A 13,954-nucleotide genomic window follows, 5' to 3' on the forward strand; every position below is an offset into this window, starting at 1 on the left:
GGACAGGCGATAGTCTTATGCCGCCAGATAGAGTGAAATGATCGTCGAGACCTGGGCGGGGGTTAGTGCCGCCATATGGGTTTCGATCAGCGTGTCACGCTGTTCGCTCGACATGGCAGCGATGCTGTCGGTCGAGAGGCCCGGAAGCGCCGTGCTGTTGAAGGCGGCGATATCCGCCGTCGAGAAGGTCGCAAGATCGTCGTTGGACAGAGCCGCGAGCTGGCTGGAGGTCAGCGCATTGACCTGTTCGGGGGTCAGCGCTTCGGCCTGCGCCGTCGTCAGCTGCGAGATGACGCCGGTGGTGAGGCCAGCGATCGCACCAGTGCTCAGCGCCACGATCTCGTCGGTCGTCAGGACTGCGACATCGTCGGTACCCAGCGCTGCCGCCTGCAGCGCATTCAGAGCGTGAAGCTGGGCAGTCGACAGCGATGCCACCTGGGTCGTGGAGAGCGCCACGATCTGGTTATAGTTCAACCCACCGACCTGGTTTGCCGAAAGGGCAGCGATCTGATCCGTGGTGAATGCCGCGATGATGGCGGTCGACAGGCCCTTGATCGCCGCCGTGCCGATAGCGGCGAGATCGTCGGTCGAGAATGCCGCCATGTCGTCGGTCGAAAGGCCTGAAAGGCCGGCGGAACTGAAGGCCGCGATCTGCGTGGTCGACAGCGAGTCGAGCTGTTCGGCCGTCAGCGCATTGACCTGGGCACTCGTCAATCCGGCGATACCGGCCGTGCCGAGCGAGGCAAGTTCCTGCGTCGAAAGTGCCGCGATGAAGCCGGTCGGCAATCCGGCGATTGCGCTGGAATTGATCGCAGCCAGCTTTTCCGCAGAGAAGCTTTCGAGATCGTCGACCGTCAGGCCGGTCAGCGCCGTCGAGGTGAGCGCCCCGATCTGGGTGGTGGTGAGCGCCCCGATCTGCTCGAGGGTCAGCGCCTCCGCCTGGCTGCTGGTCAGGCCGGCGATACCGGCTGTGCTGAGCGCTGCGACTTGGGCGGTCGTCAATGCCGCAATGTCGGCGGTGCTGAGGACCGCGACCTGGCCAGAAGACAATGCACCGATCTGCGCGGTCGACAGAACTTCGAACTGGTCGAGGCTCAGCGCAGCGATCTGGCTGGTGGTGAGGCCCGAAATGGCAGCGGTGCCAAGGGCGGCGATCTGTTCCGTCGTCAATGCGGCGACGATCGCCGTCGGCAGTCCGGATATGGCGGCCGAGCCGATGGCTGCGATTTCTTCCGTCGTGAAGGTCCCGAGATCGTCGAGGCCGAGGGCGCTGATCTGCCTGGAACTCAAGGCGGAAATCTGCGTCGTCGTCAGCGCCTCTGCCTGACTGGTGCTGAGGAGGGCGATCTGGCTGGTTGTCAGCCCGGCAATGCCTGCTGTTCCGAGAGAAGCAACCTGTTCGGTGGTGAGCGCCATCAGCACGGCGCTGGACAGGCCTGAGGCGCCGCTGGAGCTGAGGGCCGCAATATCTGCGGTCGAGAAAACCGCGATATCATCGGTGCCGAGCGAGGCGACCTGGGCCGAAGTCAGCGCCGCGACCTGCGTCGTGGTCAGGGCCTCGACCTGGCTTGTCGACAGCGTCACGATCTGGTCCGAGGTCAGGCCGGCAATGCCGGCCGTGCCGAAGGCAGCAATCTGGGCCGTCGAAAGGCCCGCAAGGCTTGCGGTGCTGAGAACGGCGACCTGCTTCGAACCGAGGGCGCCGATCTGGGCCGTCGTCATGGCATCGACCTGAGCGCTGCTGAGAGCGGCGATCTGGCCGGTTGTCAGCCCGCCGATTGCGGCAGCACTCAGTGATGCCACGTCTTCGGTCGAGAGAGCTGCCAGAACCGCCGTGGAAATGCCGGCAATCGCTGTGGAACTCAGCGCCGAAAGTTCCTTGGTCGAGAAGACGGCAAGGTCATCAGTGCCGAGTGCCGAAACCTGCGTCGACGTGAAGGCCGCGACCTGCGTGCTGGTCAACGCTTCGACCTGTATCGTGGTCAGGGCCGCGACCTGCGTCGACGAAAGCCCGGCCAGTGCCGCCGTGCTCATGGCGGCGATCTGGCCGGTGGACAACACGGCCGCCCCGACGGTGCCGAGCGCCGTGATCTGCCTCGAAGACAGGGCGCCAACCTGCGCGGTCGTCAGGGATTCCAGCTGGGTGCTGGTGAGAGACGCGACCTGTGTCGTCGACAGGCCGACGATCGCCGCGGTGCTCAGCGCTTCGACCTGGTCGCCGGAGAGCGACGACAGGACTGCAGTCGACAGGCCTGCAAGCGCCGCCGAGCCAAGTGCGGCAATCTCGCGCGTCGAAAAGAGTGCAAGATCATCGCTGCCGAGTGAGGCGACCTGACTCGAACTCAGGACTGCGATCTGAGTACTGGTGAGCGCTTCGGCCTGGGCCGTCGAAAGCGCCGCGATCTGGGCCGTCGAAAGCCCGACGATGACGGCCGTCGTGAGTGAGGCGATCTCGTCGGTGGAAAGGGATGCGATATAGCTGGTTCCCAGCGATTCGAGCTGCTTGGAACTTAGCGCGCTGACCTGGCTGCTGGTCAGTGCCGCAAGCTGCGTGGACGAAAGTGCCGCCATCTGATCGGTCGACAGACTGGTGATCGCAGCGGTGGAAAGGGCAGCAACAAGATCCGTCGAGAACGAGGCAAGCGTCGCCGTCGAGAGCCCGGCGACAGCGCCGGACCCGAGTGCGGCGATCTCCTTGGTCGAAAACAGCGCAAGGTCGTCGGCACCGAGTGCGGCTACCTGCTTGGACGTGAGTGCCGCGACCTGGGTGCTGGTCAAAGCCTCGGTCTGGCCGGTCGACAGTGCCTGGATCTGCGTGCTCGAAAGACCCGATATGCCGGCGGTGCTGAGGGAGGCAACCTGCAGCGTGGAAAGGGCTGCAAGGTCGTTCGTCGTCAATGCACCGACCTGCGCAGAGCTCAACCTGGCAATCTGCTTGGTCGACAGTGCCTCGATCTGGTCGGTGCTCAACACCGAGATCTGCTTCGTGGTGAGGCCGGCAATCGCCGTCGTGCCGAGGCCCGCGATCGCTTCGGTGGAAAGCGAAGCCAGAGCGGAGGTCGACAATCCGGCAATGGCGCCGGAGCTGATTGCGGAGAGTGCCGAGGTCGACAATGCCTCCAGATCGTCAGCGCCGAGCGCGGCGACCTGCTGGGACGTCAGGGCAGCAGCCTGTTTGCTCGACAGGGCGGCGATCTGGCCGGTACTGAATGCACCGATCTGCTTGGTGGTGAGAGATGCGATGGCGCTGGTGGAGAGAGACGCGATCTGGGTGGTGGACAGCGAAGCGATCGCTTCCGTGGTCAGGCTGGATATCGCATCTGTATTGATTGCAGCGACGTCGGAGGTCGAGAACTTGGAAAGGTTCTCGGTTCCGATGACGGCGATCTGGGCCGAACTCAGGGCTGCGACCTGAACACTGGTCAGCGCGCCGGCCTGCGCCGTGGAAAGGGCCGCAACCTGCTTGGTTGTGAGACCGGCAACGCCCCCCGTACTGAATGCTGCGACCTGCGCCGTCGACAGGGCCGCAATATCGTCGGTGCCGAAGACGGCGGCCTGCTCCGAACTCAGGGCTGCGACCTGCTTGGTGGTCAGCGCCGCGGTCTGGCTTGTCGACAGGGCGGCGACCTGTGCCGTGGTCAGGCCACCGACACCGCTGGCGCTCATGGCCGCGACCTGCGCGGTCGACATGGATGCCATGACCGCCGTCGTTAGCCCCGATATGGCGCTCGAGCGGATCGCGGCGATTTCTTTGGTGGTGAACGTTGCGATATCGGCAGCGTCGAACATTTCGAGCTGCTCGGCGCTCAAAGCGGCGGCCTGGGTACTGGTCAAGGCTTCGACCTGCGCATTCGACAGGACCGCGACCTGCCTGGTCGACAGACCCGAGACGCCCCCGGTGCTCATCGCCGCGATCTGCGTCGTGGACAGAGCCGCGATGTCATTTGTGCCCAATGCCGCGACCTGCACCGACGTCAGCACGGCCATCTGTTTGGTCGAAAGGGCAGCGACCTGCGCGGTCGTCAGCGCTGATATCTGATCGTCGGACAAGGTCGCGACGGCAGCCGTGCCGAGTGCGGCTATCTGGGAGGAATCGAGTTGAGCGAGCGTGGCGGTGCTCATTGCCGCGATCTGGGTCGAGGTCAACGCACTAACCTGCTTGGTCGACAGGCTGCCGATCTGGGCTGAACCCAGCACGTCGATCTGGTCGCCCGTCAGGTTCGCGATGGAACTGGCGCTCAATACGGCGATCTGAGCGGTGGAAAGCGAGGCGATGGCGCTGGTGCTCAGGCCCGAAATGGCCTTGGTGCCGATTGCCGCCATGTCGGCGGTCGAGAAGGTGGCGAGATCGGCAGAGCTCAGCGCCGACAGCTGGGTCGTTTTCAGGACGCTGATCTGAAGTGTCGACAAGGCATCGACCTGAGCGGTCGACAGCGCGGCCAGCTGATCGGTCGTCAGGCTTGCGATGCCGGCAGTGCTTAAGGCCGCGATCTGGTTCGTCGACAGCGCAGCGACCACGTCGGTGGACAACGCCGCCACCGCGGAACCGCTCAGAACAGAAAGGCGGGCAGCCGAGAAACCGGCGATCGTCGCGGGAGCGAGGGCGGCAACCTGGGTCGATGTAAGCTTTGCCACCTGGGCGGTGGACAGGGCTGCGATCTGGGCGGAGGAAAGGGACGCGACCTGCTCGGTCGTCAGATTGGCAACGGCCGAGGTCGACAGGGATACGACCTGGGCGGTGGACAGGGCCACCAGGATTTCCGTGGGCAGTGAGCCGATCTGCTTGGAGGTCAGCGCCTTGACCTGGGCAGTGGACAAGGAAGCGGCCTGATCACTCGACAGAACAGCAATCTGGGCGGTGGACAGCGCAGCGATCGCCGTCGAACTCAGCGCGGCGATCTGGGCGGTCGAAAGAGCTGCGATGGTGCTGGTCGGCAGGCCGGTTATCGCCTTGCTGCTGATCGAGGCAAGATAAGTGCCCGGAAGCGCGATGAAATCTTCCGGCTTGATGGCGGCCAGCTGCGCCGACGTCAGGACAGCGACCTGCGTGCTGGCGAGCGCTGCGATCTGGCTGCTCGTCAGAACCGAGACCTGATCGGTGGTGAGACTGGCGACAGCGCTGGTGTTGAGGGCCGCAATCTGCGCCGTCGTGAGCGCTTCCATGATGCCAGTGTTCAGGCCGGTTATCGCCTTGCTGGTGATGGCGGCCATGTCGGCGGTCGAGAATGTCGCAATATCCTCGGGGTCCAGCGCGGCGATCTGGTTGGAACTCAGGACCTTGACCTGGGCCGATGAGAGCGCCTCGGCCTGGCTGGAACTCAATGCCGCAACCTGGACGACCTGAAGGCTGGCTATCGCGGCGGTCGTCAGTGCCGCAATCTGATCCGTGGAAAGTGCCGCGACGCCGTCGCTGCCGAGCGCCACGACCTGTGCGGTCTTCAACGCCTTGACCTGCGCGGTCGTCATGTTGCTGATCTGCGCCGTCGACAGGATGTCGATCTGCTCGGTGGTCATGCCGCTGACGGCACTGGAACTCAGGCTGGCAATCTGCGCGGTCGAAAGCGACGCCACGACGCCGGCACTGAGGCCGGAGATCGCGCTGCTGACGATTGCCGCCATATCGTCGGTCGAGAATGTCGCCAGTTGATCAGCGCTCAACATGGCCAGCTGCTTGGAACTCAGCACCTTCACCTGAGCGGAAGAAAGGGCTTCGGCCTGATCGACAGACAAGACGCTCATCTGGTCCGTCGACAGCCGCGCGACGGCGCTGGTGTTCAACACCGCAATCTGCGCGGTCGAGAGCGATGCAACGACATCTGTGCCGAGACCGAGAATACCCTTGCTGCTGATCGCCGCGATATTGGCCGTCGAGAAGGCCCCGAAGTCGGCGGAATCGAGAACGGCGATCTGGGTCGAGCTGAGGACGTAGACCTGGGAGGTCGTCAGCGCAGCGATCTGGGTGTTCTTCAGGGCATCGACCTGGTCGGTCGAGAGTGCCGCGACGGCACTGGTGTTCAGCGACGCCACCTGCGCCGTCGACAGCGATGCGATGACGCTGTTGGTCAGGCCGAGGACCGCCTTATTGGTGATCGCGGCCATTTCCGCCGTCGAGAAGGTGGCGAGATCGTCAGCACCGAGCGCTGCAACCTGGGTCGACGACAGGGCCTTGATCTGTGTCGATGTCAGCGCCTCGACCTGGGCTGTCGAAAGTGCGCCGACCTGGTCGGAAGAAAGGCCCGCAACCGCCTTGGTGGAGAGCGCGGCAATTTGCGCGGTCGTCAGTCCCGCCACATCGCCCGTCGACAGGACGGCGATCTGCGTTGCCTTGAGAACGTTGATCTGCGCCGTGGTCAGCGCCAGCAACTGCTTGCGCGACAGCGCATCCATCTGGTCGGTGGTGAGGGTTGCCACGCCACCCGTGCTGAGCGACGCGATCTGGCCGGTGGACAGGGCACCGATCGCAGCCGTGCTCAAGACAATGACCTGGGCCGCTTTCAGGGCAGCGACCTGATCGACGGTCAATGCCGCGATCTGGCCGGTGGACAGGGTCGTGATCTGCGCCGTCGACAGGGTTGCGATTGCACCGGTGCTGAGGGCGGCGACCTGAGATGTGGAAAGCCCGGCGATCTGGGTCGAGCTCAGACCAGTTACAGCATTATTGCTGAGCGCCGCAATGCTGGCTGTCGACAATGCCGCGATATCGTTGGTGCCGAGTACCGCGATCTGCAGCGACTTCAGAGCGCCGACCTGTGCGGTGGTCAATGCGGAGACCTGCGCGGTGGTGAGCGCTGCCATCTGATCTGTGGTCAGCCTGGCAACCGCTGCGGTAGAGAGCGCTGCAACTTGCGCTGTCTTCAGCGAAGCAACGACCGCGGTGCTCAGCCCTACCACGGCAGCCGCGTTGATCGCGGCCATGTCCTCGGTCGAGAAGGTGGCAATATCCGCGGTGCTCAAAGCTGCGAGCTGCGCTGTCGTCAATGCGCCGACCTGCGACGAGGTCAGCGCCTCGGCCTGACCGGTGGACAATGCGCTCATCTGCGCGGTGGTCAATGCCGCCACCTGACCGGTGCTCAGGCTTTCGATCGCAATTTTGCTCAGAACCGCAAGCTGATCTATCGTCAGACCGACGATCGCACTGGTCGCGATCGCGCTCAACTGTTTTGAATCAAGCGTCTCGATATCCTCGGCGTCGAGGGCGCCGACCTGATCGGAGGACAGAGCCTTGATCTGCGCCGTGGATAATGACGCCACATCCTCCGTCGACCATGCCGCAACCGCTGCGGTCGAAAGCGACCTGATCTGCGTGACGCTGAGCGAAGAAATGGTAGAGGTCATGTGCGGAGCCTTGACGCTTGATCAAATGCCTAAAACAAATCGAGACAATTCCCCCGTGCGGGCGACCGACACAGGGAAGCCGGAACCTCCATCCTCATCTGCCAGAGGCGCAGTGAGCTGCAATCGGTGGTTCATGCCGATTGTTACCGGAGGATGTAGGAAAGCCGCCTTGTGCGAGGCTGAACGCAGAGCGACAGCCTCGGCAAAATCCGTCATTCAATCATATTTTGAAAAGTGATTTTGTTCACGCCGGATATCATGTCGCGGCGGAGGCGGGACGGATGTCAGAAGCCGCTTTGAATGCGGGAGAAAACAAGGTCTGCGAACAATGTGATCTGGCCACCGATAAAGGACGCCGAAAGCCCGATGGCCACCATGACTGCGACGATCTTGGGGACGAAGGTCAACGTCATTTCCTGGACCTGCGTCAGCGCCTGGATCAGGGCGATGGTCACGCCGACGATCATCGCCGCGAGAACGGCCGGTCCTGCAGCCACCAGGATCGTCCACACGGCGTTACGCATGATGTCGAGCGCATCTGCCTCGTTCATCGCATCTTACCCTTCATAGGTACCGGCCAATAATATATCTCGCGCCTTCGCGCCGACAGACCGTCACAGTACCGTCTTTAGGGGATTCGCTCGCTTCCTTTAAGAGGAAGTTTCAGTCGTCGTCGCAGAAATCGTAATTCCCTCGCCGATCGCGATTTCCTTGCCAGCGACGGTCGTCGCGGTGAGGCCATCGGAGGTGACTTCGACGGAGGCGATGACGCCACTCGTCTTGCCATCCGCGCTGGTGATCGTCTTGCCGATATAAGACGAAGCGTTCGACAGGTTGGACTGGCTGATCAGGCTTTCCAGATTGGTATTCGTCTGGATCGTCTGTTCAACCTGGGAGAAAGTCGCCAGCTGCGAGATCTGCTCGGATGCGTCCATGGGATCGGTCGGATCCTGGTTCTGCATCTGGGCGATCAGCAATTGGAGAAAGTTGTCGTAATCGAGCGAAGCCGAGGCCGAAGCACTGGACGAGGCAGATGTCGAGCTGGACGTCGTTGCCGTCGTCGAGGTCGCAGAAGTAATCGTCACCATAGGGCAATTTCCTTTCGCAGTTCCATAACGGCTGCGGGCGTGATCTCGTTCTTGTTCAGAATGGATTCTTCTATCGGGTAGAGGGCGCGGATCGCCTTGAGGGCATCGAAAGGACGCCCCGAAGACACGAGCGTATCGACGCGCTTCAGCTCGGCACGGACTTCCTCATTCTGGAAGCACGCCATCAGCATGGTGATCGACTTGCGGAAGAGCACCATTGAATGCTCCTTGCCCTCGGGATTGATCAGCATCATCTGGGCGATGAAATAGAGCTGCCGAAGCGGCGTCGTCGTCTGCTCCGGCTGAAGCACATGGTTTTCCAGCAGGAACGTCACGTCGTTAAGGAATTCGATCGAGACCTTCCGATCCACCCGAAGGACGGCACCGTTGACGAAGATCTTTTCCCCGGATTTCAGCGAGAGGCGTAGCGTACTTTTCATTTCAATCCATCCCGGATGATGATGGTTATGTCTATGATACCCTGGTAATTGGTGGAGATTCGGCGACGAATATTCTCCAATTCCTTCAGTATCCATATGGCGATAGATATAAGGTTGGCCCTGACTTCCGTACTGAGCTGGTTGTCGGAGCTTCTGAGATCTTCGATGAAGCGCATCCACACCCGTCTGGTGTAGTAAATCGCTTCGATCGAAGCCTTGTCGTACTTGGCGCTCTGCGTTGCCGCCTCCAAAAGTTCGATCGATCGTGTCAGGATCTGACGTTCTCTTTCGCGGGCGACAGTGAGGTCATCCTCCATGACCTCCGCGTATGAAAACTGAAACATTCAATTACCCTTCATGGTAGAGCGCCCATCGTCGGTTCATGCCGATGACTAGAGATAGTCCGCCAGGCTCATGCCCAGTATTCGCGATGTGATGGAGTAGGAAGTCTCGACCTGGTTCAACAATGTCGACAGCCGTACCGAGACCTCCTCCGTGTTGACACCGACAAGGTCCGTCAGCTGCGTATCGATGATCGTGATCTGGTTGCTCATATACGTGTTCGCTTTGTCGATCCGCTCCTGGGACAAGCCAAGGGCCGACTGCTGAGCGGTGACACCCGAGATCGCGGTGCCGGCATATTCCGTCGCCTTCTGGCTCACTACGGACAAGGCTCCACTTCCGAGCCCGGCATTCGTCAGCTGCGACGATATCACGGACGAGAGCACAAGTTTCTCGAAACCGTCGGAATTGGCGCTGGTTGATGTCGCTACGGTTTCCGAAGAGCTTATGCGTGTCGACATGACTGTGTCAGACGCACCACTATAGTCCGACAAATCGAAAGATGCTTCATAATCGGACAAAAACTGGGTCATCTGGTCGGCGGTCACCTCGCCGACCGGTGTCGCACCCCGGAATGCCGTGAAGGCATCATTGAAGTCGGTCGTCACATTGGAGATGAAATCGTCGTCGAACGTCTGCACATCAGTCGAAATGCCCGAGAAGAGATACTCGCCGTTCGCAGCAGTGTTGGCGTAGCCGGTAAAGTTTTCCAGAACCGACATGGCGGTGTCGGAAGCGACCTGGAGGCTGTTGACATCCGAGTTGCCGCTGAGTGCCGTCAAACTATCAAGCAGCGACTGCCCTGCAGTGGAAATGTTGGTCAGCGCCAGCTGGGACGCATCCATTCGGGTTTCCGCAAAGGAATTCGCATCGATGACCGACTGAAGCCGGCTGCTTTCGCGCGAATAGTCGAGGCTGGTCGAGGTCCGCGTGCCGAGTTCCAACCCGACATCCGCATAGGTGCCCGTCACGGCCTCATCCTGCAGCTTGGTCACCTCGGTCATGGCGTTGGAGACCGTCGACTGCATCGACTGGCTTATGGCAAGAGATGAGATAGATGTGGTTTTCATGACTAGCTAGCCGCCTCCATCAATGAGTCGAGCATTTCGCCAATCGTCGTCAGCAGCTTGGTGGCCGCCTTGTACGACTGTTCGACATCCAGGAGAAGAATGAGCTCTTCATCGAGATTGACGCCGGTCGAGTTGGAATAGGCTTCCTTCGCCCGCGATTGCATCGCCGATGTATCCTCCGCTGCGGAACTCGCGTTGCTTCGGTATTCCTGAACCCAGCCGACCGAGTCGTTCGCATAGTCGAGCAGTGTGGCGCTCGTCGAGGTGCCGGCATCGCCATCGAAGGAAACGGTTTGCTCGAAGCCTGCGAGATAATCGTAAAGAAGATCCGAAAAGCCGCTGGCGCCTTCGGTATTCTGGCTGACGCCGGACACATTGCCATCCCGAAGCGTGGTCGGATCGTCCTGCGCGTTCGAATTGACGGTGATCAGACCGGCAAGACCCGAAATGACCGTGGCGTCATCGGGATCAAGGGTCAGGCCAGCCACTGCCGTCGTGGTGGTGAAGAGACCGGTGACCGGATCGCCGGCACTGTCTTCTTCAGCGAAGATATTGATGGTGGCGCGTGCAATCTCGTCGAGCTGATCCTGATAACCGGGATAAACTTCGTCGCGAAGCTGCAGAAGCGCCTGCAGCGAACCGTTGGCACTGGTGCTGCTGCCTTTGCCGGCGGCCAGGGCGACACCATCGATATAGATCGCATTGCCTGTGGTCGTCGCGTCATAGGCCGGCATCGACTCGAAAGTCACCGCACGCGGCGTCGTCTCGAACAGGGTGATCCCGTCGCTGGTGTAGAGCACCATGTCGTTGTTGTCGCGGGTCGAGGTGTTCACGCCGACGATCTCAGAGATCTGCTTGACCAGGCCTTCGCGCGTATCGAGCGCGTTGTTGGCATCCGTGCCGGCAGCAGTCGCCTGCTTGACGGCATTATTGGCCTTTTCGAAATCCTTGAGAAGCTGATTGAGCTTGTCGACGGTATTGGCGATTTCGCCGTCGGCCTCGGTGCGCAGCCCCTGCACGGCGGCAGTCTGCTGGTTGAGCGACGTTGCGACATCGCTGCCGGCGGCAACGGCCGCCGACGCAAGGGTCAGGTCAGAAGGAGACGAGGCATAGGTGTCCATCGCTTCGACGAATGCCGAAAGATACTGCGAAGGCGTCGAGGTGTATTCGTCGCCTCCCATCGCCGCGTCGAGAGATTCCAGGCCCGAAAGAAGCTTCTGCTGGCCCGCATCATCGGTGATCGCCGACAGTGTCTGCTTCAGCAGAGCCGCATCCTCGGTACGCTCGGTCTTGACCGTGGTCGCGCCGGTATAGGCATTGGTCGTCGTGATCGCAGTCCGGCGATTGTAATCCTCAGTATTGGTATTGGACGTGTTGGTCGACAACACCGACGTCTGTGTAGACGTGTTGCTCAGGATCGACTTCGTCGTGTTGATTGCGGACGCGAGTGACATTCAGCGGACTCCTACACCTTACCGGACGAGATTGATCAGGACATCCATCAGGTCAGAACCGGTCTGGAAAACCTTGGAGTTTGCCGTGTAGCTGCGCTGCGCCTGGATCATTTCGGTCAGCTCGCTGGCCAGATCGACGTTGGATGTTTCCAGCGCACCGGAGATGATCTCGCCGAAGCCGGTCATGCCCGCAAAGCCGATGGTGACAACACCGGAGTCGGCGCTCGGCTTGTAGACATTGCCCGACAGGACGGTGAGGTTGTCCGGGCTTGCAACGGTTGCGATGGCGATCTGATACAGAGCCTTCGGATCGCTCTTGGCGTAGGTTGCGTAAACGGTGCCATCGGAATCGATCTCGATGCCGGTCATCGCCTCGGCGGCGCTGCCATTGGCGCTGCCGTCGGTGATCGCGGAACTGGTGGCGAGCTGGCTCATGCCGGAAAGATCGAAGGATATACCATTGACGTCGATCGACAGATCAGTGGAACCGCCGACTGTCTGCAGGCCGGTCGAGTCGAACGCCAATTCCGACGTCGTGATCGCCGCGCTGGAATAGGGGAAGCTGCCGCTGCCCGATGTGCTTGCATCGGCCGCATTGTAGACCGAAACTTCCCAGGTGTTATCCGCCGTCTTTGTGTAGTAGAAATCGTAGGTAACGGACGCGCCATATTCGTCATAGGTGGTGACCGACGTCTTCAGGACGCTGTCCATATCGACGGTGGCATTGTTGTCGCTGGCGTAGCTTCCGACGTCCACGACATCGGCCGCCTGGTTGAGGTTACCGGTCAGCGAGCCGGCGGTCGTTGCAACTGCCGTGATGCTGGCATCGTTGGCCTTTACCGGCACGAGGCCGTCATAGGAGTTGACGACGGTGGTCGGCGTGCCGCCATCGGCCGAGTAACCCATCAACGTGTAACCCGAGTCGTTGACCAGATAGCCATTCTCGTCGGCCGTGAACGAACCGTCGCGCGTCAGGAAAATATTTCCGGCAGTATCCTGAACGATGAAGAAACCATTGCCCTGGATCGCAAGGTCGGAACCGGACGTCGTATATTCGAGCGCACCCTGTTCGGAGATGGAATAGGAAACATTGGTCTCGACGCCGCCGGAATTGTAGCTGCCATTGGTGGAAGGCAGAACCAACGACGAGAACGAGGTCGACGCGCCTTTGTAACCGGTCGTGCTCGAGTTCGCGATGTTGTCACCGACCGTCCCCAGGCGGTTTGCCTGGGCATTCATACCGGATACGGCGGTCTTCATGGTTCCAAAAAGGCTCATTTCGAATCCTCGCTGTGATAGTTGCTCCATCTTAGGGAGCGGTGCTTGCGTGAAGCTGTCTGAAAATGTGGGCCGGAAATTAAGAGAACTCTTTTCGAAGGCCCGATGGCCGCCAGCTGCGGGCGGAAAAACCAACACTCGAAACTACTAAAACCAACGGGCGCCGAGCGCCCCGTAGACCTTGCAAAAACGGGGGCAGGTAAACCCGCCCCCATCAATCTCAATTCCAGTCGATGCAGTAACCGAGGAAGCGCTTTGAATCGATCGGATCGGTTCCGAGCTTCTTGCGGAGTTTCTTGCGCAGCTTGCTGATATGGCTCTCGACGACGTTTTCCTCGACGTCCTCGTCGAAAATGCCGTAGATGGCCGAAAAGATCTGCGCCTTGGAAACCCGGCGTCCGCGGTTGGCGACCAGATATTCAAGAATGCGACGCTCGCGGCGCGGCAGTGGGAAAACTTCACCGGCAATCTCGGGATCACGGCCGTCGGAATAGACGCGGATCGAACCGATATCGGTGTGATTGGAAATGGCCGAGAGACGACGGCGGATGGCGGCGGCTCTTGCCAGGATCTCGCGGGGATGGACAGGCTTCCTGACGACATCGTCGACGCCGGCATCGAAGAGGGCAAGCGTCGCGTCGAGCGAGGGCTGGTCGGAGACGGCGATGACGGGAGCCTGCGAGCGATCGCGGATCGCTTTCGGCAGATCGCTTGCATTCCTGGTCTGACCGATGAGGAAGGCCTCGATGGCGCGGATATCGGCATCGGCTGCGGAATTGACCCATTCGCCGAACTCGACGGGATCGAAGCCTGCCGAGGGAATGCCCTCGCGGCCGAACAGGGATGTGTAACCTTCCGTTACGAGCTCTCGCTCATCAACCACGACGATCATTCACCCATCTCCGAATCAGCCCGTTCATTTGCTGATGCCATGAGTACGAATCGGG

Annotated in this window: 9 protein-coding genes; all 9 read right to left on the reverse strand. The window is 60.9% G+C overall.

Translation table 11 applies throughout. The features are described 5' to 3' along the window. Window positions 1-15 precede the first annotated feature (15 nt). Window positions 16-7,335 (reverse strand): beta strand repeat-containing protein, encoded by a 7,320-nt coding sequence (locus AC2GXZ_RS08960; protein WP_483758805.1) that lies wholly within the window; start codon window positions 7,333-7,335, stop codon window positions 16-18. Window positions 7,336-7,619: 284 nt separating this feature from the next. Beyond that, window positions 7,620-7,886, reverse strand: coding sequence for a flagellar biosynthesis protein FliQ (fliQ, locus tag AC2GXZ_RS08965; RefSeq protein WP_483758806.1), 267 nt, complete (start codon window positions 7,884-7,886; stop codon window positions 7,620-7,622). A 99-nt stretch (window positions 7,887-7,985) separates the two neighbouring features. Further along, window positions 7,986-8,423 carry a flagellar hook assembly protein FlgD gene (gene flgD / locus AC2GXZ_RS08970; protein ID WP_483758807.1) on the reverse strand — a complete coding sequence of 146 codons (438 nt, stop codon included), beginning with the start codon at window positions 8,421-8,423 and terminating at the stop codon, window positions 7,986-7,988. Continuing rightward, the gene (flbT, locus tag AC2GXZ_RS08975) at window positions 8,417-8,863 is read right to left on the reverse strand and encodes a flagellar biosynthesis repressor FlbT (RefSeq protein WP_483758808.1); all 447 of its coding nucleotides are present in this window, start codon (window positions 8,861-8,863) and stop codon (window positions 8,417-8,419) included. The genes flgD and flbT overlap by 7 nt, the downstream gene beginning before the upstream one ends. Next, on the reverse strand, window positions 8,860-9,207 hold the full coding sequence (flaF, locus tag AC2GXZ_RS08980) for a flagellar biosynthesis regulator FlaF (RefSeq protein WP_483758809.1): 348 nt from the start codon (window positions 9,205-9,207) through the stop codon (window positions 8,860-8,862). Before flaF ends, flbT begins: the two co-directional genes overlap by 4 nt. Window positions 9,208-9,255: 48 nt before the next feature. Then, window positions 9,256-10,275, reverse strand: coding sequence for a flagellar hook-associated family protein (locus tag AC2GXZ_RS08985; protein WP_483758810.1), 1,020 nt, complete (start codon window positions 10,273-10,275; stop codon window positions 9,256-9,258). 2 nt (window positions 10,276-10,277) lie between these two features. Continuing rightward, window positions 10,278-11,729, reverse strand: a complete 1,452-nt coding sequence (gene flgK / locus AC2GXZ_RS08990) for a flagellar hook-associated protein FlgK (protein WP_483758811.1) — start codon at window positions 11,727-11,729, stop codon at window positions 10,278-10,280. Window positions 11,730-11,747: 18 nt separating this feature from the next. After that, entirely contained in the window at window positions 11,748-13,007 is a 1,260-nt protein-coding gene (locus AC2GXZ_RS08995; protein WP_483758812.1) for a flagellar hook protein FlgE, read from the reverse strand. Window positions 13,008-13,227: 220 nt separating this feature from the next. Beyond that, complete coding sequence (locus AC2GXZ_RS09000) at window positions 13,228-13,899, reverse strand: winged helix-turn-helix domain-containing protein (RefSeq protein ID WP_483758813.1); 672 nt, start codon at window positions 13,897-13,899, stop codon at window positions 13,228-13,230. Window positions 13,900-13,954 lie beyond the last annotated feature (55 nt).

This window comes from Aliirhizobium sp. YIM B11859, assembly GCF_057163345.1.

Bases quoted from the DNA above. Each gene is read 5' to 3' on its own strand.
- AC2GXZ_RS08960 (WP_483758805.1), bottom strand. From the start codon at position 7,335: ATGACCTCTACCATTTCTTCGCTCAGCGTCACGCAGATCAGGTCGCTT.
- fliQ (WP_483758806.1), bottom strand. From the start codon at position 7,886: ATGAACGAGGCAGATGCGCTCGACATCATGCGTAACGCCGTGTGGACG.
- flgD (WP_483758807.1), bottom strand. From the start codon at position 8,423: ATGGTGACGATTACTTCTGCGACCTCGACGACGGCAACGACGTCCAGC.
- flbT (WP_483758808.1), bottom strand. From the start codon at position 8,863: ATGAAAAGTACGCTACGCCTCTCGCTGAAATCCGGGGAAAAGATCTTC.
- flaF (WP_483758809.1), bottom strand. From the start codon at position 9,207: ATGTTTCAGTTTTCATACGCGGAGGTCATGGAGGATGACCTCACTGTC.
- AC2GXZ_RS08985 (WP_483758810.1), bottom strand. From the start codon at position 10,275: ATGAAAACCACATCTATCTCATCTCTTGCCATAAGCCAGTCGATGCAG.
- flgK (WP_483758811.1), bottom strand. From the start codon at position 11,729: ATGTCACTCGCGTCCGCAATCAACACGACGAAGTCGATCCTGAGCAAC.
- AC2GXZ_RS08995 (WP_483758812.1), bottom strand. From the start codon at position 13,007: ATGAGCCTTTTTGGAACCATGAAGACCGCCGTATCCGGTATGAATGCC.
- AC2GXZ_RS09000 (WP_483758813.1), bottom strand. From the start codon at position 13,899: ATGATCGTCGTGGTTGATGAGCGAGAGCTCGTAACGGAAGGTTACACA.